The organism is Paraburkholderia oxyphila NBRC 105797 (assembly GCF_000685075.1).
Classification (GTDB): Bacteria; Pseudomonadota; Gammaproteobacteria; order Burkholderiales; family Burkholderiaceae; genus Paraburkholderia; species Paraburkholderia oxyphila.
The window spans coordinates 1-22471 of the sequence record NZ_BAYD01000099.1; the positions used below are offsets into that span (position 1 = coordinate 1).

The 22471-nt window shown below is 65.8% G+C and carries 18 protein-coding genes and 1 pseudogene; 11 read left to right on the forward strand and 8 right to left on the reverse strand.

What is annotated here, in order from left to right; genetic code table 11:
* Positions 1–106 precede the first annotated feature (106 nt).
* The 4 genes from BO1_RS54485 to BO1_RS54490 are packed head-to-tail and all read right to left on the reverse strand — an operon-like array spanning position 107 to position 3485.
* A complete protein-coding gene (locus tag BO1_RS54485) occupies positions 107–424 on the reverse strand; it encodes a Rieske (2Fe-2S) protein (protein WP_043288317.1) in 318 nt (105 codons plus the stop codon).
* Positions 414–1082, reverse strand: a complete 669-nt coding sequence (locus BO1_RS38080; protein WP_028222057.1) for a DsbA family oxidoreductase — start codon at positions 1080–1082, stop codon at positions 414–416. Before BO1_RS38080 ends, BO1_RS54485 begins: the two co-directional genes overlap by 11 nt.
* A gap of 22 nt (positions 1083–1104) precedes the next feature.
* Positions 1105–2406, reverse strand: coding sequence for an MFS transporter (locus tag BO1_RS38085; RefSeq protein WP_028222058.1), 1302 nt, complete (start codon positions 2404–2406; stop codon positions 1105–1107).
* Between the two features lie 53 nt (positions 2407–2459).
* The gene (locus BO1_RS54490; protein ID WP_052409753.1) at positions 2460–3485 is read right to left on the reverse strand and encodes a universal stress protein; all 1026 of its coding nucleotides are present in this window, start codon (positions 3483–3485) and stop codon (positions 2460–2462) included.
* Positions 3486–3820: 335 nt separating this feature from the next.
* Between BO1_RS54490 and BO1_RS38095 the strand changes: the two genes are divergently transcribed.
* From BO1_RS38095 to BO1_RS54500, 9 genes and pseudogenes are all read left to right on the forward strand, one after another.
* Positions 3821–6607, forward strand: coding sequence for a LuxR C-terminal-related transcriptional regulator (locus tag BO1_RS38095; protein ID WP_043288318.1), 2787 nt, complete (start codon positions 3821–3823; stop codon positions 6605–6607).
* A 296-nt stretch (positions 6608–6903) separates the two neighbouring features.
* On the forward strand, positions 6904–7347 hold the full coding sequence (locus BO1_RS54495) for a DUF1801 domain-containing protein (protein WP_043288321.1): 444 nt from the start codon (positions 6904–6906) through the stop codon (positions 7345–7347).
* A gap of 624 nt (positions 7348–7971) precedes the next feature.
* Positions 7972–9486, forward strand: a complete 1515-nt coding sequence (locus BO1_RS38105) for a peptide MFS transporter (RefSeq protein WP_028222060.1) — start codon at positions 7972–7974, stop codon at positions 9484–9486.
* 304 nt (positions 9487–9790) lie between these two features.
* The gene (locus tag BO1_RS38110) at positions 9791–10114 is read left to right on the forward strand and encodes an ArsR/SmtB family transcription factor (RefSeq protein ID WP_028222061.1); all 324 of its coding nucleotides are present in this window, start codon (positions 9791–9793) and stop codon (positions 10112–10114) included.
* Between the two features lie 84 nt (positions 10115–10198).
* Entirely contained in the window at positions 10199–10693 is a 495-nt protein-coding gene (locus tag BO1_RS38115; RefSeq protein ID WP_028222062.1) for an arsenate reductase ArsC, read from the forward strand.
* Between the two features lie 23 nt (positions 10694–10716).
* A complete protein-coding gene (gene arsB, locus BO1_RS38120; protein WP_028222063.1) occupies positions 10717–11787 on the forward strand; it encodes an ACR3 family arsenite efflux transporter in 1071 nt (356 codons plus the stop codon).
* Positions 11788–11881: 94 nt separating this feature from the next.
* Positions 11882–12097, forward strand: a pseudogene (locus BO1_RS38125) (arsenical resistance protein ArsH); the annotation flags it as partial.
* Positions 12098–12279: 182 nt separating this feature from the next.
* Complete coding sequence (locus BO1_RS38130; RefSeq protein ID WP_028222065.1) at positions 12280–13152, forward strand: AraC family transcriptional regulator; 873 nt, start codon at positions 12280–12282, stop codon at positions 13150–13152.
* A 66-nt stretch (positions 13153–13218) separates the two neighbouring features.
* The gene (locus BO1_RS54500; RefSeq protein WP_156992626.1) at positions 13219–14313 is read left to right on the forward strand and encodes an alpha/beta hydrolase; all 1095 of its coding nucleotides are present in this window, start codon (positions 13219–13221) and stop codon (positions 14311–14313) included.
* Here the strand turns inward: BO1_RS54500 and BO1_RS38140 are convergent.
* The 4 genes from BO1_RS38140 to BO1_RS38155 all read right to left on the reverse strand — a co-directional run bounded on the left by BO1_RS38140 (position 14222) and on the right by BO1_RS38155 (position 19214).
* Positions 14222–15478: an aromatic ring-hydroxylating oxygenase subunit alpha gene (locus BO1_RS38140; RefSeq protein ID WP_218002848.1), complete on the reverse strand. Its 1257-nt coding sequence runs from the start codon at positions 15476–15478 to the stop codon at positions 14222–14224. The two genes, BO1_RS54500 and BO1_RS38140, sit on opposite strands and share 92 nt — an antisense overlap.
* A gap of 16 nt (positions 15479–15494) precedes the next feature.
* Positions 15495–16502 (reverse strand): LysR substrate-binding domain-containing protein, encoded by a 1008-nt coding sequence (locus BO1_RS54505; protein ID WP_084688558.1) that lies wholly within the window; start codon positions 16500–16502, stop codon positions 15495–15497.
* A gap of 79 nt (positions 16503–16581) precedes the next feature.
* Positions 16582–17688 (reverse strand): porin, encoded by a 1107-nt coding sequence (locus tag BO1_RS38150; protein ID WP_167338429.1) that lies wholly within the window; start codon positions 17686–17688, stop codon positions 16582–16584.
* Between the two features lie 80 nt (positions 17689–17768).
* Complete coding sequence (locus tag BO1_RS38155; protein ID WP_028222068.1) at positions 17769–19214, reverse strand: purine-cytosine permease family protein; 1446 nt, start codon at positions 19212–19214, stop codon at positions 17769–17771.
* Positions 19215–19612: 398 nt separating this feature from the next.
* Here BO1_RS38155 and BO1_RS38160 point away from each other — a divergent pair, with 398 nt between their 5' ends.
* Entirely contained in the window at positions 19613–20761 is a 1149-nt protein-coding gene (locus BO1_RS38160; protein ID WP_043288326.1) for an aromatic ring-hydroxylating oxygenase subunit alpha, read from the forward strand.
* A gap of 114 nt (positions 20762–20875) precedes the next feature.
* Positions 20876–22336: an NAD-dependent succinate-semialdehyde dehydrogenase gene (locus BO1_RS38165; RefSeq protein ID WP_028222070.1), complete on the forward strand. Its 1461-nt coding sequence runs from the start codon at positions 20876–20878 to the stop codon at positions 22334–22336.
* Positions 22337–22471: the final 135 nt, after the last annotated feature.

The following is a 22471-nucleotide window of genomic DNA, read 5'->3' on the forward strand; positions in this document are numbered from 1 at the left end:
ACGCTTGCGGCCCGCCGCGAAAACAAGTTAAGGCCAACATCGAACCGAACCAAACCTCAAACATACAAAGAGCGCAATAGCGCGCGCAAAGACGCAATACCAACCCTCATTGCCCGTCGACTGTGATCATCAGTTGCCCGCCCACGGCCCTAATCGGCAAGAAATCCAGACACAATTTCCCCACTCCGGGCGAGCAGCCCGCATCCAGATCAAACCGCAACCCATGCGCCGGGCAAATAAGCACACTGCCATCAAGACGCCCATTGGCGAGCGACGCCCCGTTGTGCGGACAACTATTCTCAATCGCATGAAGACGGCCGGCCACGTTGAAGACCACCACACTGCGACCGCCGCCGATAAACACGAGCTTGCGCTGCCCCGCTTCCAGGCTGTCCGCATCGCCAATTGCGATTTCATGCGCCATGGGGCTGTGCCTCCATCAGATCCGCCGCGCGCAGCATCGCATCGAGCAACACACCATGCGGCTGTGCACCCGACACCGCGTAGCGCCCACCGAACACGAAGTAAGGCACGCCTTCGACTTGCACCGCAGTGCTATCCGGCCGCGGCGCGGGCGCCGCATCGCCAATACCACATGCAAGCGCGATCCGCGAGAGCGTGGTCAAATCACCGATATCTTCGCCCTCGCAAAAGTAGCCAGTGAAGAGGCGCTCGATCAGGGCAGCCTGCCGGCCGCTGTCGTGTCCGTCCGCGCGATAAGTTGCTCGCGCAACCAGTTCATGCGCCGCCGCGGTATTCGGAAACACGCGAATACGCTCGAACGCAATCTCCACGCCTGCGCTGCGCGCCGCCTGCATGACCTGCGCGCGCCGCTGCGCCACCGCCTGCGCGCTGCCCAGACGCGCCAGATAAAACGCCTCGTAAGGCACGCCGCCCACAGGCGTATGCGGCAGCAGCTCGACCGGCCGCCATACGATCTGCACGTTCACGCGAGGCTGGCGTGCCTCGAGCGCGCTAATCGCCGCTTCGAGGTTGCGCTTGCCGATCAGGCACCACGGGCATACGAAGTCGAAATAAAACTCGACGCGCAACTCCCGTGCGGGAGAAAGCGGGGTATTCATCGATGAATGCTCCACGGCTGGTTCATTGAAGCGCGGCCACCGGGTGGCGCTGGCGCATGCCCTGCAGCCCCGCGCCATAGCGGTGCTTGCCAAGCGCGAACGCGAAGGTCGCCACGAGCGCCACGAGCGGAGCGGCCTGCAACGCGCCGAGAAGGCCGATCCGGTCCGCGATAAAGCCCGTCACGAGCGGCCCCGGCGCGAGCCCGACCAGGTTGTTCACGAGCGTGAGCGTGGCGAACGCCGGCGAGTGAATCGACTCGGGCGTGAGATTGGCGACCATCGCGCCGGCCGGCCCCGACGTGCCGGCCACGACGAAAATGCCGCCGCCCAGCAACACAAGTTGCAGCGGGCCCGGGCTCGCGTAGAAGCCGCCGCCGAGCAATGCGAACGACAGCAGCGAGAAGACGATCGCCATCGTCCACTTGCGCTCGGGTGCGTCACGGCTCACGCGATCGGTCAGCGCGCCGCACACGATCATGCCGGTCCCGCCTAGCAGCACGAACACCGCCGCCGCCACCGCCGCGCGGTCGGGCGCCATGCCGTAGTAGCGGTTCAGGAAGCTCGGCATCCAGGCCACCACGGCGCCCATGATGAAGAGCTGCAGGCCACTGCCAAGATAGGCGCAGATCACCGAGACCGACGAGAACAGTCCCGCGAACACGTTGCGCAGGCCGGGGCGTCCGGCGTTATTCGCCACACCGCGCGCACGAGGGCGCGCGCCGCGGTCCTGCGCAATGCGCGCTTCGGTAACGACGAGGCGAAACGCGAGCACGAGCACGAAGCCAAGGCACGCCATCGCGCCAAACGCGGCACGCCAGCCCACGTGCACGGCGAGCATGCCGCCCGCCGCCATGCCCAGCACCGACCCGAACGCACCGCCAGCCATGAACGCGCCAGTGAGCGTCGCGCGCAGGCGCGCCGGGAAGATGCTGAGGATCAGCGCGACGCCGACGCTTCCGTACGCCGCCTCGCCCAGCCCCACGAAGGCGCGCGCGAGCAGCATCTCGCCATAGCTGGCCGCGGCGGCGCAGCCGAGCGTGGCGAGGCTCCAGAGCGCCGCCATGAGGACGATGCTGCGCACGCGGCCCCAGCGGTCGGCGAACACGGAAAGCGGAAACGTAAGCACGCCGACCATGAGCGCGACGATGCTGCTCAACGAGCCGAGCCGCGTGTCCGAGAGCCCCCATGTCGCCTTGAGGAGCGGGAAGACAGCATTGAGCACCTGGCGCGACATGTAGTCGGACAGCAATAGCGCGAACGTCAGCGCGAACACGACCCACGCATAGGCTCGCGGGGAAGAATCGACCGCGCCTTGCGCGTGCATGCCGGCCTCGATGGAATGCGTATGCAACTGTGTCTCCTCCGATATTCGTCTTTTCAGGCTCGCCGGCCCTGCGGCCCGCGAGTCGTCTCATTGGGCTGCAGCCTGCCTGTGCCGGCAAGCGTGGCGGCAGTGGCGAAAGCCGCCTCGATCTCGTGCCAGTCGTCCTCGCGCAGATAGCGCTGCGCGGCGGGCACGATCACGCCTTCCTTGCGCCCGAAATATTCCCAGACAAACTGCGCGTAGCCGCTCAACGCCTCTGCAACACGCTCGGGCGGCGCGACGCCGGCGGAGCTGGCGGCGGCGACACGCTCAAGCTCCTCGAAAAGGACCGTGCCGCGCTGATGCTGCCGCTCGAGCTCGCCAAGCTCGGCATCGACCACGCTCGTGCGCCCGCGCAGCAGTGACGAGAGCAGGCACCCGTCTGCGGTGCCGAAGCGCGGGATGCGCAAGGCGGCGAGTCCGGGATGGGTCAGCCCGTTATGGGCCAGCCCGTTATGGGCCAGCCGCTCGCACAGCGCGACGGCCGTGGCGCGATGGGCGCGGTAGAGCGTCGCCACCACACGCGCCGCAGCCGGGCTGCGCCGCACGGCGCAACTGAGCACCGGCACGTTGGCGGCCGCGAACGGCGCGGCAACCGAGCCTGCCGCGATGCCCGTGTCGGCGTCGGCATCGGCATCGGCGTCGGCGTCGGCGTCGGCGTCGGCGTCGGCGTCGGCATCGGCAGCCTCGCCCACGCCATCTCGCGCCACAACCGCCTGCGCCGCGACGCAAACGAGGTCGCAGCCGCGAGCGCCGGCATCGCTCGCTAGTGCACGCTGCGCAGTGGCACCAGTCACGCGCATCGACTCGCACGGCACGCCCAGCGCACGCGCCGCCGCCTCGGCCTTCGCGGCGACCATCTCGCGCACGCAATCGTCGAGCAGGCGCCCGGACGCCGCCCGCGCCCCCTCCCGCGGTTCGCGCACCCAGTGCATGAACGTCACGCGCGCGCCAACCGAGCGCGCCAACGCAACCGCATGAGCCACGGTGTCGATGCCGGCGTCAGAGTCATCCACGAGAACGAGGAAATGGCGATACATGGACTCAAGCTCACATAAATCCGCCAGGCAAAGGATGCGGGCCTCGCATGTGCCGCCCGGGTCCTGGTTGCGGTTCCGTCTGGTGCCGCTTCCGTCTGGTGCCGCTTCCGTACGGCGCCGCTTCCGTCCGGTGCGCAGCCGGCGTGCGTCGCTTGCGGCCTCGCCGGCCTTGAAAGCATGGTAGCGGCGCGGTGCACAACCGCCCCCCTCCGCGCGGGGGGGCTTAAAGCGCGGGGGGCTTGACGCGGGCCGCCTGTCCAGCCGATGCTTTCAGGCCGCCCCCCTGCACCGGCCAGCCCGCAAGACTGGTCGACCGATTCGATCCTGCCTGCCCGATGCCCCCCTCAGTGCCCCCCGCAGCCCCCCCCTCAGCCCCAGGCGCCCCGGGCGCCGGGCGCGCCGCCAGCGAGTTCGTCCTGAAAACCATCGCGCCGCGCGAGCCGGCGCACCTGTTCACGCGCGCGCGGCTGGGCGCCGCGAACGCGGCCGTGCGCGAGTGCCCGGCGGTGCTGGTGCAGGCGCCGGCGGGGTTCGGCAAGACCTCATTGCTGGCGCTCTGGCGGCGCGAACATCTCGCCCGGGGCACCGCCGTCGGCTGGTTTTCGGCCGATGAGCGCGACGACGCGCAGCGTCTCGTGCCCGGCCTCGTGCAGGCGGTGCGCACGGCCTGCGCGCGTCCGGCCTTCGCGCGCCATCTGGCCGACGGCGTGGTCGGCGCGGCGCACGAGCTGGAAGGCGTGACGGCCTGGCTCGCGGAGGTGGCACAGCTTTCGTTCGAGCTGGTGCTGATCGTCGACGAAGCGGAACGGCTGCCCGCCTCCGGCGTGCATGCGCTCGCCTATATCCTGCACAACGCGCCGCCGAACCTGCGCACGATCGTGGCGGCGCGGCACGGGCTCGACGCGCCGCTCGCCGATCTGCTCGCCTACGGCCAGTGCGCGCGGGTGGATACCGACACCCTGCGTTTCAGGGTCGACGAAACCATCGCGCTCGCGGCCGCGCGCTTCGGCGAACGCATCGACGCCGACGCCAGCGCGCGCCTCTTCGAGCTCTGCGAAGGCTGGCCGCTGGGCCTGCAACTGGCGCTGGCCGCCATGGAGCGCGCGAGCGATCCGCGCCGGATCGTCGAGCCGCTGGAAGGCGTGTCCGGCGAGTTGCGCGAGCGCCTCGTGCAGGCGCTGATCGCCCGGCTCGCGCCTGCCGATGTCGACTTCCTCACGCGCATCAGCATCGTCGACACGCTCCACCCGGCACTGTGCGCCGCGCTGACCGGCGAGGCGCAAGCGGCGGAGCAACTCGCGCGTCTCGCGCGCGACACGCCGATTTTCACGGCTGCGGACGGCAACGAATGGCTCCAGCTCCATGGGCTCGTGCGCGACGTGCTGCGCGCGCGCCTCGCGCAAGGGCCGCAGGCCGAGGGCGTGGAATTTCAGACTCAAGCCCGGACACACCCCCCGACGCAAACCCCGGCGCAAACACAGGTGCAATTGCACGCACGCGCCGCCGCCTGGCTCGCGGAGCAAGGCATGACTGAACGGGCGGCGCGCCATGCGCACGCGGCTGGGCAGAAGCGGCTCGCGTTCGAGCTGGCGGAGCGCAGCCTGCTGGACGCCGTGCGCCAGGGTCACCTGAGCGCCATGCTGGAGTGGCTCGAACTGCTGCCCGAGGCCGAGCTCGAAGCGCGCCCGCGCCTGCGGCTTGCCGCGGCATGGGCGCTTGCGCTCGGCGAGCGCCACCCCGAGGCCGGCCGGCAAGTCGAACGTGTGCTCGCGGGCCCGGGCGTGGATGCCGAATTGCGCTACGAATGCGCGCTGATCCTGAGCGCCGCCGCGTACTTCGCGGACGATATCGATCGCTGCATCGCCCTGTTCGAGCCATGGATGGACGCGGCACCGAACGCTCAGCCGTGGCTCGCCCAGGTGCACGCGAACCGGCTCGGCGCGCGTGCGCTCGCGCTGGGCGAGCCCGCCCAGGCCCGGCAGTTCCAGCAGCGCCTGCCGCGCGCGCCGCGTGAGCCCGCGCAGCAAAGCTACGTGGGGCGCTGGGGCGCCTTCGTGGTCGGGCTCAGCTACCTCTGGGAGGGTCAGCTTCAACTGGCCGACGCCGTGTTGACGCCGGCGCTCGCCAGCGCGGATGCGGATCTAGGCCGCCGCCATCCGCTCAGCTGCATGCTGGCCACGTTATGCGCGACGCTTGCCTACGAAACCGGCCGCGTCGATGAAGCGGCCGCCCTGCTCGCCAACCGGCTCGACGTGCTCGAGCGCAGCGGAACCCCGGACACCGTGATCCTTGCGTGGCGCACGGCGGCTCGCATCGCCGCGGCACGCGGCGCCGAGCACCGGGCGCTCGACCTGCTCGAATCGCTGCATGCGCTCGGCGTGACGCGGCGGCTGCCGCGCCTGTCCATGGCGAGCCTGGCCGAACAGGTGCGCCTGCACGCGAGCTGCTATCGCGTGCAGACCTGCGAGGCGCTCATGCAGCGCATCGACGAGCTCGTGCTCAACGAAGCCGCGCCGCAACGGCCGCTATGGCGCCGGCAAATCTTGCTGATGCGGGCACTCGCCCAGGCGAACGCCGCCATCGCCGCGCGCCGCTGGCAACAGGCGCTCGACACGCTCGATGAGGCGGCACAGCTTGCCGACGCCATGAAGCGCCGCTGCGACGGCATCGCGATCATGGCGCTGCGCGCCTACGCGCTGGAGCAGACGGGCGCAAGCGGCCGCGCGCTGCTCATCGAAGCCATCGACCTCGCGCAGACCTTCCATCTCGCCCGCACGCTCTCCGATCTGCACCCCGCCGTGGCGGACTGGGCGCGGCGCACGCTCGAAACCACGCCCGGCGCCGCCGCGCGCGGCCCGAACCCGATCGCCGCACCCCGCGTGATTCGCGCAGCACCGCAAACGCGCGCGGTGTCGGGCGTCGTCCTCACGCCCAAGGAGCGCGAGATCCTCGAACTGCTCGGGCGCACGCTGTCGAACAAGGAAATCGCGCTTGCGATGGGCGTGGGCGAAGAAACCATCAAGTGGCACCTGAAGAATCTGTTCGGCAAGCTCGATGCGAGTTCGCGCAAGCACGCGGTGCGCCGCGCGCTCATGCTCGGGCTGCTCGAATCCACGGACTAGCGCGCCCGTCCTTCGGTTCAGGACAACTCACGTTTGAACTTGCTCCGCACAGGCCGTCATGTGGATGAACCGCGACGGCCAGTCCGGCATCGACGCGCGGATTCCGGTCAATCGCGCCACTAAGGCATAGTCGGACGTCATGGCAACGGACGGGCGCACTGCTCGCCGTCCCCGCAAAATACGGGCAATGGCGCCAAGTTGGATAATGGCGCCTCCGCCCGCCGCCGGCAGTGGCACATCGGGTTCCGGCTGCAATGCCGACGATCAAACAGCCGACAACAAGACAGGGAGCGCCCATGACCCCATCCGAGCAAATCGACGCGTTGATTGCTGGCATCACCGACTGGCGCGGTGCCACGTTCGCCGCCGTGCGCAAGACCATCCTCGATGCGGACAAGGAGATCGTCGAGGAATGGAAGTGGATGGGCAGCCCCGTGTGGTATCGCGACGGCATCATCGCGGTCGCCAATGCGCACAAGGGCAAGGTGAAGCTCACGTTCCAGTACGGCGCGAGCCTCCCCGACCCCGACAAGCTGTTCAACGCCGGGCTCGATGGCAATGCGCGGCGCGCGATCGACTTCTTCGAGGGCGACAAGGTCAATGCGCGCGCCCTGAAGGCGCTCATTCGCGCGGCCATCGAATTCAACCAGATCAAGAAGACGAAGAAAGCGCCGGCGAGCACGCGGGCAAAAGCGCCAACCAGGACGCCAGCCAAAGTGCCAGCCAAGAAAAGCGCGTGAAGCGCCGGCCCGGCAGTGGCCGCGCGCGACTGAGCGGCACTGGCCGGCGCTGATCGGCGTTGATCGGCGCTGGTGCCGCATCGATCCGAACACCTCGAGCGGCACGTCCACGACGAGCCGGTACGCCCTGTCGCCCGGGTCCGAATCGTAGCCAGAACATGGCTTCCAGGCTTGGGACTCCTGCACATTTTCCGCAGAACGTCCAGCGCGCCTGATTCAGCCGCTGCCACTGCACGCGGACCTTCTCCCCAAGCCCCGCACGGCCACATCCGGGTTTCCACAGGCAGAAACCGGATCAGGCACGCAAAAAATCATCAAAATTTGTTTGATAAGTGTAAATCTGATTTGATACCCTTGCGCCCTGTCGGATTCTCACTTATACGATCCGGCACCGGAAACGTGCGCCAGCGAGACCCGCAAGCGCCACCGCCGGACCAACGCAAGAAATATGAAATTGTAAGCCTGGTGCCTGCGTGATCCGCACACCGGTCGAGGAGGAGGCATGAAATCAAGGGGCGCCATAAGCGCCGTCAACGCAAGCCGCGCAACGTCTGGCGTAAGTTGCCGCGCGCTTCACACGCAAAACGCGTGTCTTCGCCACCTTCGCAGCAAATTGAGGTCACAATGAATTCATCGGTTTCCAGGACGAAATCGTTCTCGACAATTTTCCTGATCGAGATGTGGGAGCGCTTCGGCTACTACGGCATGGCGGCGCTGCTCGTTCTTTTCATGGTTCAACGGGTCGGCTTCACGGAAGAGCATGCGACCCTCACCTGGGGCGCGTTTGCCGCGCTCGTCTATGCCTCGCCGGCAATCGGCGGCTGGATCGGCGACCGCGTGCTCGGCGCGCGCCGCTCGATGCTGATCGGCGCGGTCATCCTGCTCTCCGGCTATCTGCTGCTGGCGCTCCCCAACGACGGGCTCACGCTCATGTACGCCGCGCTCGGCGTGATCGTGGTCGGCAATGGCCTGTTCAAGTCGAATGCGGCTAACCTCGTGCGCCGCATCTATGAAGGCGACGAATCGCGCATCGACGCCGCGTTCACGATCTACTACATGGCGGTCAACATCGGCTCGACGTTCTCGATGCTGCTCACGCCGTGGATCAAGGACCATTGGGGCTGGCACACCGCCTTCGCGGTCTGCTGCGGCGGCATGGCGCTCGGTATCACCAACTTCTTCCTCATGCATCGCACGCTCGCGCATATCGGCTCCGCGCCGGACGCCGAGCCCGTACAGTGGAAGCGCCTCGCGTGGGTGCTGATCGGCGCCGCCGTGCTCGGCACGGCCACGCTGTTCGTGCTCAAGGACAAGAAGCTCGCCGTGGCGTGCGTCTACACGGCGGCTGCGGCCATTCTCGCGATCTTCGGCTGGATGCTCGTCACCTGCGAGCGCCAGGAGCGCGCGGGTCTCACGGCGGCGCTGATCCTCACGCTGCAGGTGATCCTGTTCTTCGTGTTCTACCAGCAGATGTCGACCTCGCTCACGCTGTTCGCGGTGCACAACGTCGACCCCGCGTTCAACCTGTTCGGCACCACGCTCTTTAGCTGGAGCGCCGCGCAGTTCCAGGCGCTGAACCCCATCTGGATCATGGTGATGAGCCCGATCCTCGCGGCCATCTACTCGGGCCTCGCGCGCCGCGGCGGCGACGTGCCGGTCGCAGCCAAATATGCGCTCGGCTTCGTCGTGGTGGCAGCGGGCTTCTTCGTGTTCGCGGCGAGCGGCCGCTACGCCGTGGAAGGCCGCGTCTCGTCGTGGTTCATGGTGGCGGGCTACGGCCTCTACTCGCTCGGCGAGCTGCTCGTGAGCGGCCTCGGCCTCGCGATGATCGCGCGCTATGTGCCCGCACGCATGAGCGGCTTCATGATGGGCGCGTACTTCGTGGCCACGGGCGTGTCGCAATACCTCGGCAGCGTGGTTGCCACGTACGCGAAGATGCCCGAGGGCAGCCTCTCGCCGCTCGAATCGCTGCCGCTCTACGAGAAGCTCTTCAACGGCCTCGGCTGGCTCGCGGCCGCTGGCGCGCTGCTCGCCATCCTGTTGCTGCCGCTGATGGGCCGCCTCGCGCGCGCGCACCAGCAAAGCCATGATCGCGCTGAAGGCGCTGCAGCCAAAGGCCAGCTCGCAACCGCCGAGTAAGCCTATACCGGAGCGGGACGGCCACTGCGCCGCCCGCCCCGGCTCCGCCTGGCGCAGCTAGCGCCAGCGCATCTCGAAAGGCGCCGCTGTCCGGTTTCACACGACAGTGCGCGCCCTCCCTCCTCGCCGCCCGGCGCATTTCCCAGTCCGCATCGATTCGCGCATTCATTCACGGCGCACATAACGCGTTCGACCCCAAATATCGATGAAAACGGCCCGCTAACGGTATCAGTCGTGGCGTTTGCTCAATCATCGGTTTGGTGACTCGCTTGCCGATCATCTTCATTTCTATTATATTGGAAATATGGAAGAGAACGATGTTATCCGCGCCCTTGCGGCACTTGCTCACGGGCTTCGCCTGCGTGTGTTCCGGATGCTGGTCGTGGCCGGTCCCGCGGGTCTGACGCCTGGCACCATCGCCGAACAACTCGATATCCCCAACGCGACGCTGTCCTTTCATCTGAAAGAGCTGATGCACGCGGGGCTGATCACGCAGGAGCGCGATGGGCGCAGCCTGATCTATCGGACCGCCTTCGGGCAGATGAACGCGCTGCTGGGCTATCTGACCGAAAACTGCTGCCAGGGCCAGGCTTGCCTCGAGCCGGGCGCGGACGCATGCAAATGCTGATGGAGGGCCTTCTGTTTCGGTTCGCTGCGCTCCGCGCGGCAAACCCGTTGGCCTATACCGGCAAGCGATAAGGCATCTTCTGAAATGACCACGAACGTACTCATTCTCTGCACCCACAATTCCGCGCGCAGCGTGCTCTCCGAGGGCATGCTGAACCATTGGGCCCGCAAGCTCGGCAAGGATGTTCGCGCGTTCAGCGCAGGCAGCGCCCCGAGCGGCCGCATCAATCCGTTCGCGCTCGAAGCGCTGACGAACGCGGGTATCGATACCGAAGGCTATCGCAGCAAAAGCTGGGATGAATTCGCGCAAGACGGCGCTGCGCAGATGCGCATCGTCATCACGGTCTGCGACAGCGCGGCGGCCGAACAATGTCCGTTCTGGCCGGGCAGCCCGGTCAAGGTCCACTGGGGGTACGCCGACCCGTCGAACGCGCCAGGCGGCGACGAAGGCAAGCGGCAAGCGTTCGAGCTGACACGCCAGGCGATCGGCTATCGCATGCTGCAATTGCTCGAGCTTCCGCTGGACCGTCTCAGCAATGCCGAGCTTCAGCAAGTGCTGAACGACATCCTGCAAAGCTGAACCCTGCTCCACTGAGTTGTCCCATGAACACCCCCAATGTTGCCGCTTCGGGCAAGACCGCAACGAAGCCGGCCATCAGCTTCTTCGAGCGCTACCTGACCGTCTGGGTCGCGCTGTGCATCGTCGCCGGCATCCTGCTCGGCCAGCTTCTGCCAGCCGTCTTCCAGACGATCGGCCGGATGGAATACGCTCAGGTCAATCTCCCGGTCGGCCTGCTGATCTGGGTAATGATCATCCCGATGCTCGTGAAGGTCGACTTCGGCTCGCTGCATGAAGTCCGCCAGCACATCAAGGGGATCGGCGTGACGCTCGTTGTGAACTGGCTGGTCAAGCCGTTCTCGATGGCCCTGCTTGCCTGGCTTTTCATCAAGCACCTCTTCGCACCGATGCTGCCCGCCGCGCAACTCGACAGCTATGTCGCGGGCCTCATCCTGCTGGCCGCGGCGCCCTGCACAGCGATGGTGTTCGTCTGGAGCCGTCTGACCGGCGGCGATCCGCTCTTCACGCTCTCGCAGGTCGCCCTCAACGACAGCATCATGGTGGTCGCTTTCGCGCCCCTCGTCGGCCTCCTGCTCGGCATCTCCGCGATTACGGTGCCGTGGGCGACGCTGCTCACCTCGGTCGTGCTCTACATCGTGATCCCGGTGATCCTCGCGCAAATCCTGCGCAAGGTGTTGCTCGGCAAAGGACAGGCGGCCTTCGACTCGGCCATGGCGAAGATCGGGCCCTGGTCCATCACGGCGCTGCTCGCGACACTGGTGCTGCTGTTCGCGTTCCAGGGCGAGGCCATCCTGAAGCAGCCGCTCGTCATCGTGCTGCTCGCCGTGCCGATCCTGATCCAGGTGTTCTTCAGCTCGGCGCTGGCGTACTGGCTCAATCGCGCCGTCGGCGAAAAGCACACTATCGCTTGCCCGTCGGCGCTGATTGGCGCATCGAACTTCTTCGAGCTGGCTGTCGCCACCGCGATCGGCCTGTTCGGTTTCCACTCGGGCGCCGCGCTTGCAACGGTCGTGGGCGTGCTGATCGAGGTGCCGGTCATGCTGCTGGTGGTGCGCATCGTCAACCGTTCAAAAGACTGGTACGAATGTGCCTGAGGACTACAGAAGAAACACCATGACTGACCTGCCACAAGTCGACCCCGCGCTGTTCCGCGTTCCCGATATCGCGCAATTGCAGCCCGCGAAAACGAACCAGTCGTCGGTGGCCAAGGCTTTCATGAAATTCGACGAAGCCGGCCGCATGAAGCCGTCGGCGTATTTCGACCGCGTCGTGGACGTAATGGAGGAACGGGTCAAGTTCACGTTGCTGACCCGCGATATCGGTCCGTATCTCGTGGACCGGTACAGCGAGCGCAAGGAAAGCGCGGAAGAACTGACGAAGCGCGTGAATCAGGCCAGTATCTGAGCGATCCCGGCCCCTGCTCCCCTGCGCCAGGCGGGGGGCATCATCGCAAATCTGCAGCATGCGGCGCTCTCCCCCGCCGCAACACCCCTCGGGCAATTCACTCAATAGAGCAAGCGCGGCTAGGTGCGCAGCGGCGCATCTGGGCGATCATACGTCCATCGCAGCTTTGATTGCTCCAGCCCATGCAAGCCCACACCGACGCCACACGCGCCTACACGAAACGTTTCGACGCCGTACTCGCACACATCGACGCGAACCTTGAAGGCGACCTGTCGGTGGACACGCTGAGCCAGATCGCTCACTTCTCCCGGTTCCACTTCCACCGCCAGTTTGCCGCCTACGTGGGCGTGCCGGTGGCGCGCTACGTGCAGCTGATGCGTTTGCGCCGAGCGGCCCATCGGCTCGCCGCGCAGGACGCGTGCACGGTGCTCGATGCCGCGCTCGACGCCGGCTTCGACAGCCCCGAAGCCTTCAGCCGCGCATTCAAGCGTGCGTTCGGCATGGCGCCAAGCGCGTTCCGCCAGCATCCGAACTGGCAGGTCTGGAGTGCAACCTTTGTCGTCCCCTACCTTACGAGGAAGCTCACCATGCAAGTCCGAATTGTCGACTTTTCCGAAACGCGCGTCGCAGCGCTCGAACACTGCGGCCCGACTGGGCTCGTGAACGAGAGCGTGCGCAAGTTCATCGACTGGCGCAAGCAAAGCGGCCAATCGCCGATCGAAACCAGCCGCACGTTCGGCATCCCGCGCAGCAACCCGGACACCACCCCGGCAGACGACTTTCGCTTCGATATTTGCGGCGAGATCAACGAGCCCGTTGCGCCGAACGCGTATGGTGTGCGCGAGCTCGTCATTCCGGGCGGACGCTGCGCGGTGGTCCGCCATATCGGCTCGACCGACCACGTGGGTGAAAGCATCTACCCGATTTATCGCGACTGGCTGCCCTCGAGCGGAGAAGAGCTGCGGGACCATCCGCTGTTCTTCCACTACCTGAGCGCCTGGCCGGAAACGCCTCACGACCAGTGGCAAACCGATATCTACCTCCCCCTCGTGTGACCGGCAGGAAGCGCCGCCGCGAAGCCGTGGCGGCGCATTCAAGACCCATCAATACTGGAGACACCCGTGGTCATATTGTTTGGGATGCTGCACATGCTCGTGGCGACGCTCGCGGTTATCGCCGTTGCCATTGCACTGGCCGCGATTGCCCCACGCCCGGCGCGCGAGGAGGAGGAACGGGACGTGTTTGGCTTCGATGCCTTGCCCCGAACGCCGGAAGCCGATTTGCCGGCACTGCGCCGATACACGGCCAGAGATGGCGAGCAGCTCGCCTGGCGGTTTTATGATTCGGCGGCGGAGCAGATACTGGTGTTCATCCACGGATCGTCCGCTCACGGACGCTCCTACCATCATCTGGCCGCCGCGATTGCCGCTGCCGGCGCGGCCAAGGTCGTGCTGCCGAACCTGCGTGGCCACTATCTGTCCGGCCGCCGCCGCGGTGATATCGATTACGTGGGCCAGCTCGAAGACGATATCGCGGATCTGATCGCCGAGCTGCGCAGACAGCATTTCGATGGACCCGTCGTGCTTGGAGGCCATTCGAGCGGAGGCGGGTTTGTGATCCGCTTTGCGGGCGGTGCCTACGCGAAGCTAGCCTCGCGTTTCCTGATGCTGAGCCCCGTGATTCCAACCTCCACCACGCTCAGAGGCCGGTCGGCGGGCGGCTGGGCACAGGTCAGCCTCGCGCGCATCATGGGATTGAGCATCCTGAACGGGTTTGGCATGCGCGGCTTCGACGCGCTGCCGGTCATCGAATTCAACAAGCCCGCGCGATTCCGGGACGGCTCGGAAACGCTCGCCTATTCGCACCGGCTCTGCATCTCCTATCAGCCGCGCACACGTTACGCCGCCGACGTGCGAAAGCTGGCGGATCGTGGCGCGGTGCTGATTGGCGAGCATGACGAGGCCGTCGACGCGCAACGGCTGCGGGCACTATTCGAGCGGGAATCCCCGGCGACCACGTTCACGGTGCTCCCCGACACGAATCACTTCGAGATCTTCACGCGTGCCGCCGTGCACGAAAGGCTCGCGCAATGGCTCATGCAGCCGCCCGCGCACAGCGCTCGTCTCACGCCGGCGCCATCGCGAGCCGGATCGGCGCATGGCGCGACGGCAGACCTTCGAGATACGTCGCCAGCTTCCCCGCATACCAGTCGGTGAAATTGGTCAGCATGAACTCCGAAGGCGCATAAGGTCCCGGCCGATACCCCTTCGAACTCACGCCGCGCTGGTTGTGCGCCACCAGCGTGGCGTCCTGATCGTTGGTCGCGCGCCAGACTTGCGTGAGCGTCTCGATGTCGTAATCCACGCCTTCGACGGCGTCTTCATGCACGAGCCAGGTCGTCTTGAGCACCGTCTGCGTGGCCGAGAGCGGCAGCACGCGGAAGTGGATGATATGGTCCGAGAGAAAGTGATTCCAGTTGTTTGGAACCCTGAACATCCGCACGGAGCCGATATCGGGCTCGGTGAAATCGCCAAGCAGCTTCTTGCATGCGGGGCGCCCATCCGAGGTAAACGACACTGCGCCGCGATGGAACGGCAGGCGGATGCAGCGAAACTCCGTGCCGCCATTCGCGGGCAGATGCGGCAAGCCAAGGCGGTCCCAAAGCGCCGTCTTTTCCTGCATCAATAGCTGGAAATCGCGGTTGGCGCGCGGGTCGTCGGGCAGCGCGAACTCGATCAGCGTGGCCAGCAGCTCGGGATGATTACCCACGCAGTGATAGCACTCGCGGTTATTCTCGATCACGAGCTTCCAGTTCGCGTCCTCCACGAGGGTCTCCGAATACGCGACCTTGGTGCGCTCGGGACGGTGCGGCACGATATACGGCGTGACGGCCGCCTTGAAGCGCGCAATATCGGGGGGCGTGTCGGCGATGCAGATATAGACCATGCCGCAGATCACTTCGACGTGGACCGGGCGCAATCCGTGTGCGTCGCGGTCGAAGCCGGTGGGCATCTGCCGTGCGCTCAGCAGGCTGCCGTCGAGTTCATAGACCCACTGGTGATAGGGGCAGACGAGCCGCTTCGCATGCCCTTGCGGCTCGGTACAGAGCAGCGAGCCGCGATGCCGGCAGGTGTTGAAGAATGCGTTGACGCCACCATCCTTGTCGCGCAGCACCACCACCGAGGTCTTGCCGATATCGAGCGTGACGTAGTCGCCCGCGTGCGGAATCTCGGCCACGTTGCAGGCAAACAGCCATTCGTTCGAGAACACCGCGTCGATGTCGAGTTCGTGCAGCGCGGGGGCCGTATAGAAGTCCCCTGCGAGGCTATGGCCTGAGCGCCGCGCCTCGAGCAACGAACGGACATGGGCAAGATCAATCACGGAAAGCTCCTCCTTTTCAATCGGATTCGATGTTGCGCTCCCTTGCAACCGTATCTGCAGCCGCGTTTGCAGGCGTGTTTGCAGCCGTACTGGGTGCCGGTGCATCGGCGCCGCCGCCGATCCCGGCCTGCGCGAACGCTTCGGCGAGAAAATCCACGCACACTTTCACCTTGGCCGATTGCGCAAGGCGCTCCGGAAACACCGCCCATACATTGGCCGGTTGCGTCACGTCGGGCAGCACGCGCTGCAGCCGCCCTTCGTCGAGCAAGGGCTGCACGTCCCAGATCGAGCGCAGCACGATGCCGCGCCCCGCCAGCGCCCATTGCACCGCGGCCTCGCCGTGGTTCGTCGAGAGCGGCCCCGTCACCTTCACGCCAACGGTCTCGCCACCTGAATCGAGACGCCAGACGCCGAACGGATGGTCGCGCTCCTTGATCGCGAGGCACGCATGCGACTCCAGATCCGCGATGCTCTGCGGCGCGCCGTGCGCCTCGATATACGCGGGCGCGGCGCACAGCACCCGATAGTTGGTCGCGAGGCGCCTGGCGATCAGATGGCCCGCGATCTCGTCGCCGATGCGCACGTCGAGGTCGAAGCCCTCGCCCGCCACGTCGACCACGCGATCGAACAGATCGAGCCGCACGTTCAGTTGCGGATACTGGTCCTGCAAGTCCGCCAGCGCGGGCGCGACGAACTTGCGGCCGAAGCCGAAGCTGCTCGACACGCGCAGCGTGCCGCGCGGCATGCGCCGCGTGCTGGAGACGTCTTCGACGAGCTGGTCGACGTCGTCGAGGATTTTTTCGGCCCACGCGAACACGCGCTCGCCCGCCGCCGTCATCGCCACGCGGCGCGTCGAGCGGTGCAGCAAACGCGTGCCGAGACTCGCCTCGAGCACGCCCACCCGCTTGCTCACGTAGGCGGCCGACGCGGAAAGCGCCTCGGCTGCCGCGCTGAAGCTGGACTTGCGGGCGACCATGCAGAACACACGCAGGTCGTCGAGTTCGGGAGAGCCGGGAAGTTTCATGGCAGGTAATGAGGCAAACGCGCTGGCAACTACGTGGCGCGAAGCGGGGCGCAGCGGCCCCGCCCGCTTCACGGTGGCATCAGAACGAGTGGCGCATGCCGATGCGCACGTCAGCCTGCGTGGTCGTGGTGGATGGCGTAAAACTATAGCCGATCACCGCATCCACGCCTTGCGACGCCTTCAACCAGTCGCCGGAGATGTAGACATCCGTGTTCTTCGAGAGCAGATGATGCAGGCCCGCCGAAAGCTGGTTCCAGTGGTGCCCGTCGAAGTGCGTGTACTGGTAGCCACCGATGAGGCTCGTCGAAGGCGTGATCTGCCAGCTCGCGCCGCCTTCGCCCACCTGCATGTGCTCGCTCTGCCCGAACGCCTTGATTTGCGTGTAGGTGAAGTCGCCCATCAGCGTGACATTGCCGATCGCGTAGCTCGCGCCCACGCCGAACGCACCCTGCTTGTCCACCGGGAACGCCGTATTCGCGTAGAGGTCCGTGATCGCGCCCGTGGCCGAATCGACGCTCACGGTAGGCTTGCCGAAGAACGAGCTCACACCGATCTGCGCATACGGATCGAACGCGTAGATGCCTGAGGGGTTGTTCAACTGCGTGTACGCCGTGCCCATCGAGAACGCGCCATGCTGATATTGCGCGCCCACGCTCCACGCACTGCCCGTGTGGAAGTCGCCCGGCGTGTTGCTGAACGAATACATGCCGCCGAACTGGAAGCCGCCGTACGTGTTCGACATGAACTTCACGGCGTTCGGCAGATGGTCGCCGTTCATGCGGTCGAAGTCCCCCTGGTTGATCGCATAGCCGCTCGCCCATCCCGACACGTTGTACATGTAGACCATCTCCTGCGTCATGTCGATCTGATTGCCGAACGTGAGCGTGCCCCAGTCGCCTTGCAGACCGACATAGGCAGCACGGCCAAAGAGCGAGCCGCCGTTCGAGATCTGCCCGTTGCCCAGACGGAAGCCGCTCTCCAGCTCGAAGATCGCCTTGTTGCCGCCGCCCAGGTCTTCGGTGCCCTTGACGCCCCAGCGGTTCGCGTATGAGACGCTGTCGTCGAACTTCACCTGATGCGAGCCGCCCGCGTTGGAGACGTAGGTGACGCCGGCGTCGATCACGCCGTAGAGCGTGACGCTGCTTTGCGCATGCGAGGCCATCGGCAGCGCGGCGAGCGCGAGCATCGCCGCCCGCAAAGCCGTCAGGAGTACTGTATTCCGCAATTTATGCTTCGATTTCATGATGTTTTAATAGTCAGCGGGGGTCAGTTCAGGCCACGGTCGGCTTCGCGCACGAGCTGGCGTTCTTTTTCGATGTCGAGCGAGCGGCAGGTCCACAGGTAGACCAGCGCGGCCACGGGCAGGCCCACGAGCATCGCGATGTCGGTGCCGCCCAGCGCGCGGGCGACCGGACCGGTGTACATGTCGGTCTTGAAGAACGGAATCATCGCGACGAAGCCCACTGCGTACGCGGTCAGGCCGCGCCAGTTCCAGCGACCGTAAATGCCGCGCGGGTTGAAGATCTCGCGCACCGAGTAGTGCGAGTGACGCACGACGAAGAAGTCGATGAGGTTGATCGCGGTCCACGGCGTGAACAGATAGCCGAGGATGCCGAGGAAGTCGCCGAACTTGCCCATGAAGTTATCCGAGGCCGAGAACGCGAGCGACGTCGCCATCACCGCCACCACGACCAGGCTCACGATGCGCTTGGTGGCGTTCGACTTGAGCGGCTTGAACGAGTCGGTGATGCTGAGCAGCGTAAGCGACGCGCCGTAGAAGTTCAGGCCCGTGATGGCGAGCAGCCCCAGCAGCGAGAGCAGCAGCGTGACCGTGCCGAAGCCCGGAAAGATCATGTCGCCCGCGCGCTGGACCGCATCCGAGATCTCGATCTGCGAGTTCAGCGCCGCGGCCGCCGTGCCCACCAGCATCATCCAGATGCCGCCAATGAGCGCGCCCAGGAAGGTCCACCAGAAGGTGGCGCGCACGCCGGTATTGGGCGGCAGGTAGCGTGAGTAGTCCGAAACGTAGATCGACCACGAGAGCTGATAGGCCGCCGCCGAGAAGAGCTGCACGAGGAACGGCGTGGTCTTGAAGCCGGCGAGGCTCAGCTGGCCAGCGGGGAACTGCACCTTCACGCACATGCCGATGCTGAAGATCGTGAGCGCGGCAAGCAGCGCGAACGCGAGCCAGCGCTGCGCCTTGTGGATCAGGTCATAGCCGAACACCGCCAGCGCGACCGACACCACCGTGAAGACGATGTAGCTCACATGCGGCTCGGTGCCGAGCAGGTGATGCGCGGTCTGCCCCGCCATGAGCTGGTTGAACGAGTTGTAGCCGATATAGGTGACGAGCGCGACCACCCACACGAGCAACGCGCCCATGTAGCCGAACTGCGGGCGCGACTGGATCATCTGCGGCAGCCCGAGCTGCGGCCCCTGGCTCGAATGGAACGCCATGAAGAAGGTGCCCAGCACATTGCCGAGCACGATGGCGATCGCGCTCCACAACAGGTTCCCCCCCATGCTGATGCCGATGGCGCCCGCCGCGATGGTCGCGAGGTTCGCGTCGCCCGTGAACCACACGGGCCACAGGTGCCAGGCCTTGCCCTTGCGCTCGGCAAGCGGCACGTAATCGATCGAACGTGATTCGATCCGCGATTTGCTGCGCGAGGGCTCGTTGGCCAGCGCGTCGGCGATTGCGTCTTGTGACATGTCTCCTCCAGTAGTGGGGTGGCTCGAGCGGGGCCGCGTGACGCGGCTCCGCCTCCCACGCCGATCCCGATACCAGAAGTTCCAGTGTCCTGACACGGCGTGGTTATCCTGCGGTTAACATCAAACTACTGGTTAACAATGGTACGCAGGCTGAGCGGTTTCGTCTCACTATCGGATCCTCCTATTGACGTCTGCCGAGAAATCCATTTGCAATGCGTTAAGTCAATCCTTATTGATTTCAAACGGTAAGAATAGGCGTTTTGCATCAAAACGGCATTCTTTTGGTACCGCATCGAGGGATAACCCTGATCCACTGCCGATGAGATTTCTCCTATAGTTTCGTTAACCCATAGTTTTGTTGTAACTGTCAGTTAACCACTTCCAGTGCGGCGGACCCCATGACCTATCTCCCGATCGAATTTCACAAGAAACCTGAACTGCCGAAGTTGCCGGCCGACTTCTGCTCCAACCCGGAACTCGCCTGGACCATCCCGGCGAGCTACTACACCTCCGAGGCGGTCTACAAGGCGGAAGAAAAGAAGATCTTCGAGAACGCGTGGATCTGCGTCGCGCACCGCAGCGAGCTGGCCGAGGCGAACGCGTACGTGACGCGCGAGGTGGTGGGCGAGAGCATCCTGCTCGTGCGCGGCAAGGACAAGGTGCTGCGCGCCTTCTATAACGTCTGCCCGCACCGCGGCCACCAGCTGCTCGAAGGCAGCGGCAAGGCCAAGAACGTCATCACCTGCCCGTACCACGCCTGGGCGTTCAAGCTCGACGGCGCGCTCGCGCACGCCAACAACTGCGACCACGTGGAATCGTTCGACAAGGAGAATTCGACGCTCGTGCCGGTGCGCGTGGAGGAATACGCGGGCTTCGTGTTCATCAACCTGAACCCGGATGCGGAAGGCGTGGAAGCGCAGCTGCCCGGCCTCGAAGCGAGCCTGCGCAAGGCCTGCCCGGTCATCGACGACCTCAAGCTGGCCGCGCGCTTCGTGACCGAGACGCCCGCCAACTGGAAGTCGATCGTCGACAACTACCTCGAGTGCTACCACTGCGGCCCGGCCCACCCCGGCTTCTCGGACTCCGTGAAGATCGACCAGTACACGCACACGCTGCACGGCAACTGGACGGTGCAGTTCGGCCACGCGCAATCGTCGGAGCGCTCGTTCAAGCTCGACCCGTCCGTGAAGGACCCGAGCTTCAGCGGCTACTGGGCGTGGCCGTGCACGATGTTCAACGTGCCGCCGGGCAGCGACTTCATGACGGTCATCTACGAATTTCCGATGAGCGCCGAAGTCACCCTCCAGCACTACGACATCTACTTCCTGAACGACGAGCCGACCGAAGAGCAGCAAAAGCTGATCGAGTGGTATCGCACCGTGTTCCGCCCGGAAGACATTCGCCTCGTGGAAAGCGTGCAGAAGGGCCTGAAGTCGCGCGGCTATCGCGGCCAGGGCCGCATCATGGTCGACAAGCAGCGCAGCGGCATCAGCGAGCACGGCATTGCGCACTTCCACAACCTGCTCGCGCAGCAATACCAGGACTGAAGCCGCGGCGCGGCGTTTGGCATCGGGCCGGAGTGGGCACTCACTCTGGTCGACCGCGAAGCATGTGGCCGGAGTGAGTACTCACCCACTCACTCCGGCCAACAGGAGACACCCATGAATTCCCTGCAGAATCCCGGCCTGTTCCGCCAACAGGCTTACATCGACGGCCAGTGGCGCGACGCCAACGACGGCGCCACGCTCGACGTCCACAACCCCTCCACGGGCGAGCGCATCGCGAGCGTGCCGAACATGGGCGCGCCCGAAGCGCGCGCCGCCATCGAAGCCGCTAACCGCGCGTTCCCCGCCTGGCGCGCCACCACCGCCAAGGAGCGGGCGCGCCTGTTGCGCAACTGGTTCGAGCTCATCATGGCGAACCAGGACGCGCTCGCCGAGCTGATGACGCGCGAGCAAGGCAAGCCGCTCGCCGAGGCACGCGGCGAGATCGGCTACGCCGCCTCGTTCATCGAATGGTTCGGCGAGCAGGCCAAGCGCATCGACGGCGACGTGATCCCGAGCCCGAACCCCGACCAGCGCCTCGTCGTGACGAAGGAGCCGGTGGGCGTCGTCGCCGCCATCACGCCGTGGAACTTCCCGGCCGCGATGATCACCCGCAAGGCCGCACCGGCGCTGGCCGCCGGCTGCACCATCGTCATCAAGCCCGCCAACGAGACGCCGTTTTCGGCCTTCGCGCTCGCGGCGCTCGCCGAGCAGGCCGGCATTCCGGCCGGCGTGATCAACGTCGTCACGGGCAAGTCGCGCGAGATCGGCCTCGAAATGACGTCGAGCCCGCTCGTCAAGAAGCTCACGTTCACGGGCTCGACCGAAGTGGGCCGTCTGTTGATGCGCCAGTGCTCGGATACGGTCAAGAAGGTCTCGCTCGAACTGGGCGGCAACGCGCCGTTCATCGTGTTCGACGATGCCGATCTGGACGCCGCCATCGAAGGCGCGCTGCTCTCGAAGTACCGCAACGCGGGCCAGACCTGCGTCTGCGCAAACCGCTTCTACGTGCACGACTCGGTCTATGACGAGTTCTGCCGCCGCTTCGCCGAGCGCGTGGCCGCCTTCAAGGTGGACGACGGCTTCGCCGAGGGCGTGAACATCGGGCCGCTCATCACCGAAGCGGCGCGCGACAAGGTCGACGGCCTCGTACGCGACGCGGTCCAGCAAGGCGCACGCGTGGTCACGGGCGGCGCGCCGCACGCACGCGGCGGCAACTTCTACGCGCCCACCGTGCTCGCCGACGCGAAGCCCGGCATGGCTGTCCTCTCCGAAGAAATCTTCGGGCCGGTCGCGCCCATCGTGCGCTTTTCGAGCGACGCCGAAGTCGTGCAGCTCGCGAACGATTCGATCTACGGGCTCGCGGCGTACTTCTACAGCCGCGACATCGGCCGCATCTGGCGCGTGGCCGAGCAGCTCGAGTACGGCATCGTCGGCATCAACACGGGCCTGATCTCGAACGAAGTCGCGCCGTTCGGCGGCGTGAAGCAGTCGGGCATCGGCCGCGAAGGCTCGAAGTACGGCATCGAAGACTTCCTGTCGATCAAGTACCTCTGCATGGCAGGCGTGGCGCGCTAACGCGCGCTGACGTTCGGGCGGGTGCGGTCCGCGCCGCATCCGCTCCTTTTTCCGGATTCAGAATCAACCGCCCGAAATACCCGTACGGGCAATAACGAAGCATCCCCAGGCGCGCGCCTGCCCGCAACCGAGCGG

Excerpts from the sequence above, each read along its gene's own strand:
- BO1_RS38110 (WP_028222061.1), top strand. The coding sequence starts at position 9,791 with ATGGAAGAGAACGATGTTATCCGCGCCCTTGCGGCACTTGCTCACGGG.
- BO1_RS38130 (WP_028222065.1), top strand. The coding sequence starts at position 12,280 with ATGCAAGCCCACACCGACGCCACACGCGCCTACACGAAACGTTTCGAC.
- BO1_RS54490 (WP_052409753.1), bottom strand. The coding sequence starts at position 3,485 with ATGTATCGCCATTTCCTCGTTCTCGTGGATGACTCTGACGCCGGCATC.
- BO1_RS38115 (WP_028222062.1), top strand. The coding sequence starts at position 10,199 with ATGACCACGAACGTACTCATTCTCTGCACCCACAATTCCGCGCGCAGC.
- BO1_RS38155 (WP_028222068.1), bottom strand. The coding sequence starts at position 19,214 with ATGTCACAAGACGCAATCGCCGACGCGCTGGCCAACGAGCCCTCGCGC.
- BO1_RS38105 (WP_028222060.1), top strand. The coding sequence starts at position 7,972 with ATGAATTCATCGGTTTCCAGGACGAAATCGTTCTCGACAATTTTCCTG.
- BO1_RS38160 (WP_043288326.1), top strand. The coding sequence starts at position 19,613 with ATGACCTATCTCCCGATCGAATTTCACAAGAAACCTGAACTGCCGAAG.
- BO1_RS38085 (WP_028222058.1), bottom strand. The coding sequence starts at position 2,406 with ATGCACGCGCAAGGCGCGGTCGATTCTTCCCCGCGAGCCTATGCGTGG.
- BO1_RS54485 (WP_043288317.1), bottom strand. The coding sequence starts at position 424 with ATGGCGCATGAAATCGCAATTGGCGATGCGGACAGCCTGGAAGCGGGG.
- BO1_RS38080 (WP_028222057.1), bottom strand. The coding sequence starts at position 1,082 with ATGAATACCCCGCTTTCTCCCGCACGGGAGTTGCGCGTCGAGTTTTAT.
- BO1_RS54505 (WP_084688558.1), bottom strand. The coding sequence starts at position 16,502 with ATGAAACTTCCCGGCTCTCCCGAACTCGACGACCTGCGTGTGTTCTGC.
- arsB (WP_028222063.1), top strand. The coding sequence starts at position 10,717 with ATGAACACCCCCAATGTTGCCGCTTCGGGCAAGACCGCAACGAAGCCG.
- BO1_RS54495 (WP_043288321.1), top strand. The coding sequence starts at position 6,904 with ATGACCCCATCCGAGCAAATCGACGCGTTGATTGCTGGCATCACCGAC.
- BO1_RS38095 (WP_043288318.1), top strand. The coding sequence starts at position 3,821 with ATGCCCCCCTCAGTGCCCCCCGCAGCCCCCCCCTCAGCCCCAGGCGCC.
- BO1_RS38150 (WP_167338429.1), bottom strand. The coding sequence starts at position 17,688 with ATGCTCGCGCTCGCCGCGCTGCCGATGGCCTCGCATGCGCAAAGCAGC.
- BO1_RS38165 (WP_028222070.1), top strand. The coding sequence starts at position 20,876 with ATGAATTCCCTGCAGAATCCCGGCCTGTTCCGCCAACAGGCTTACATC.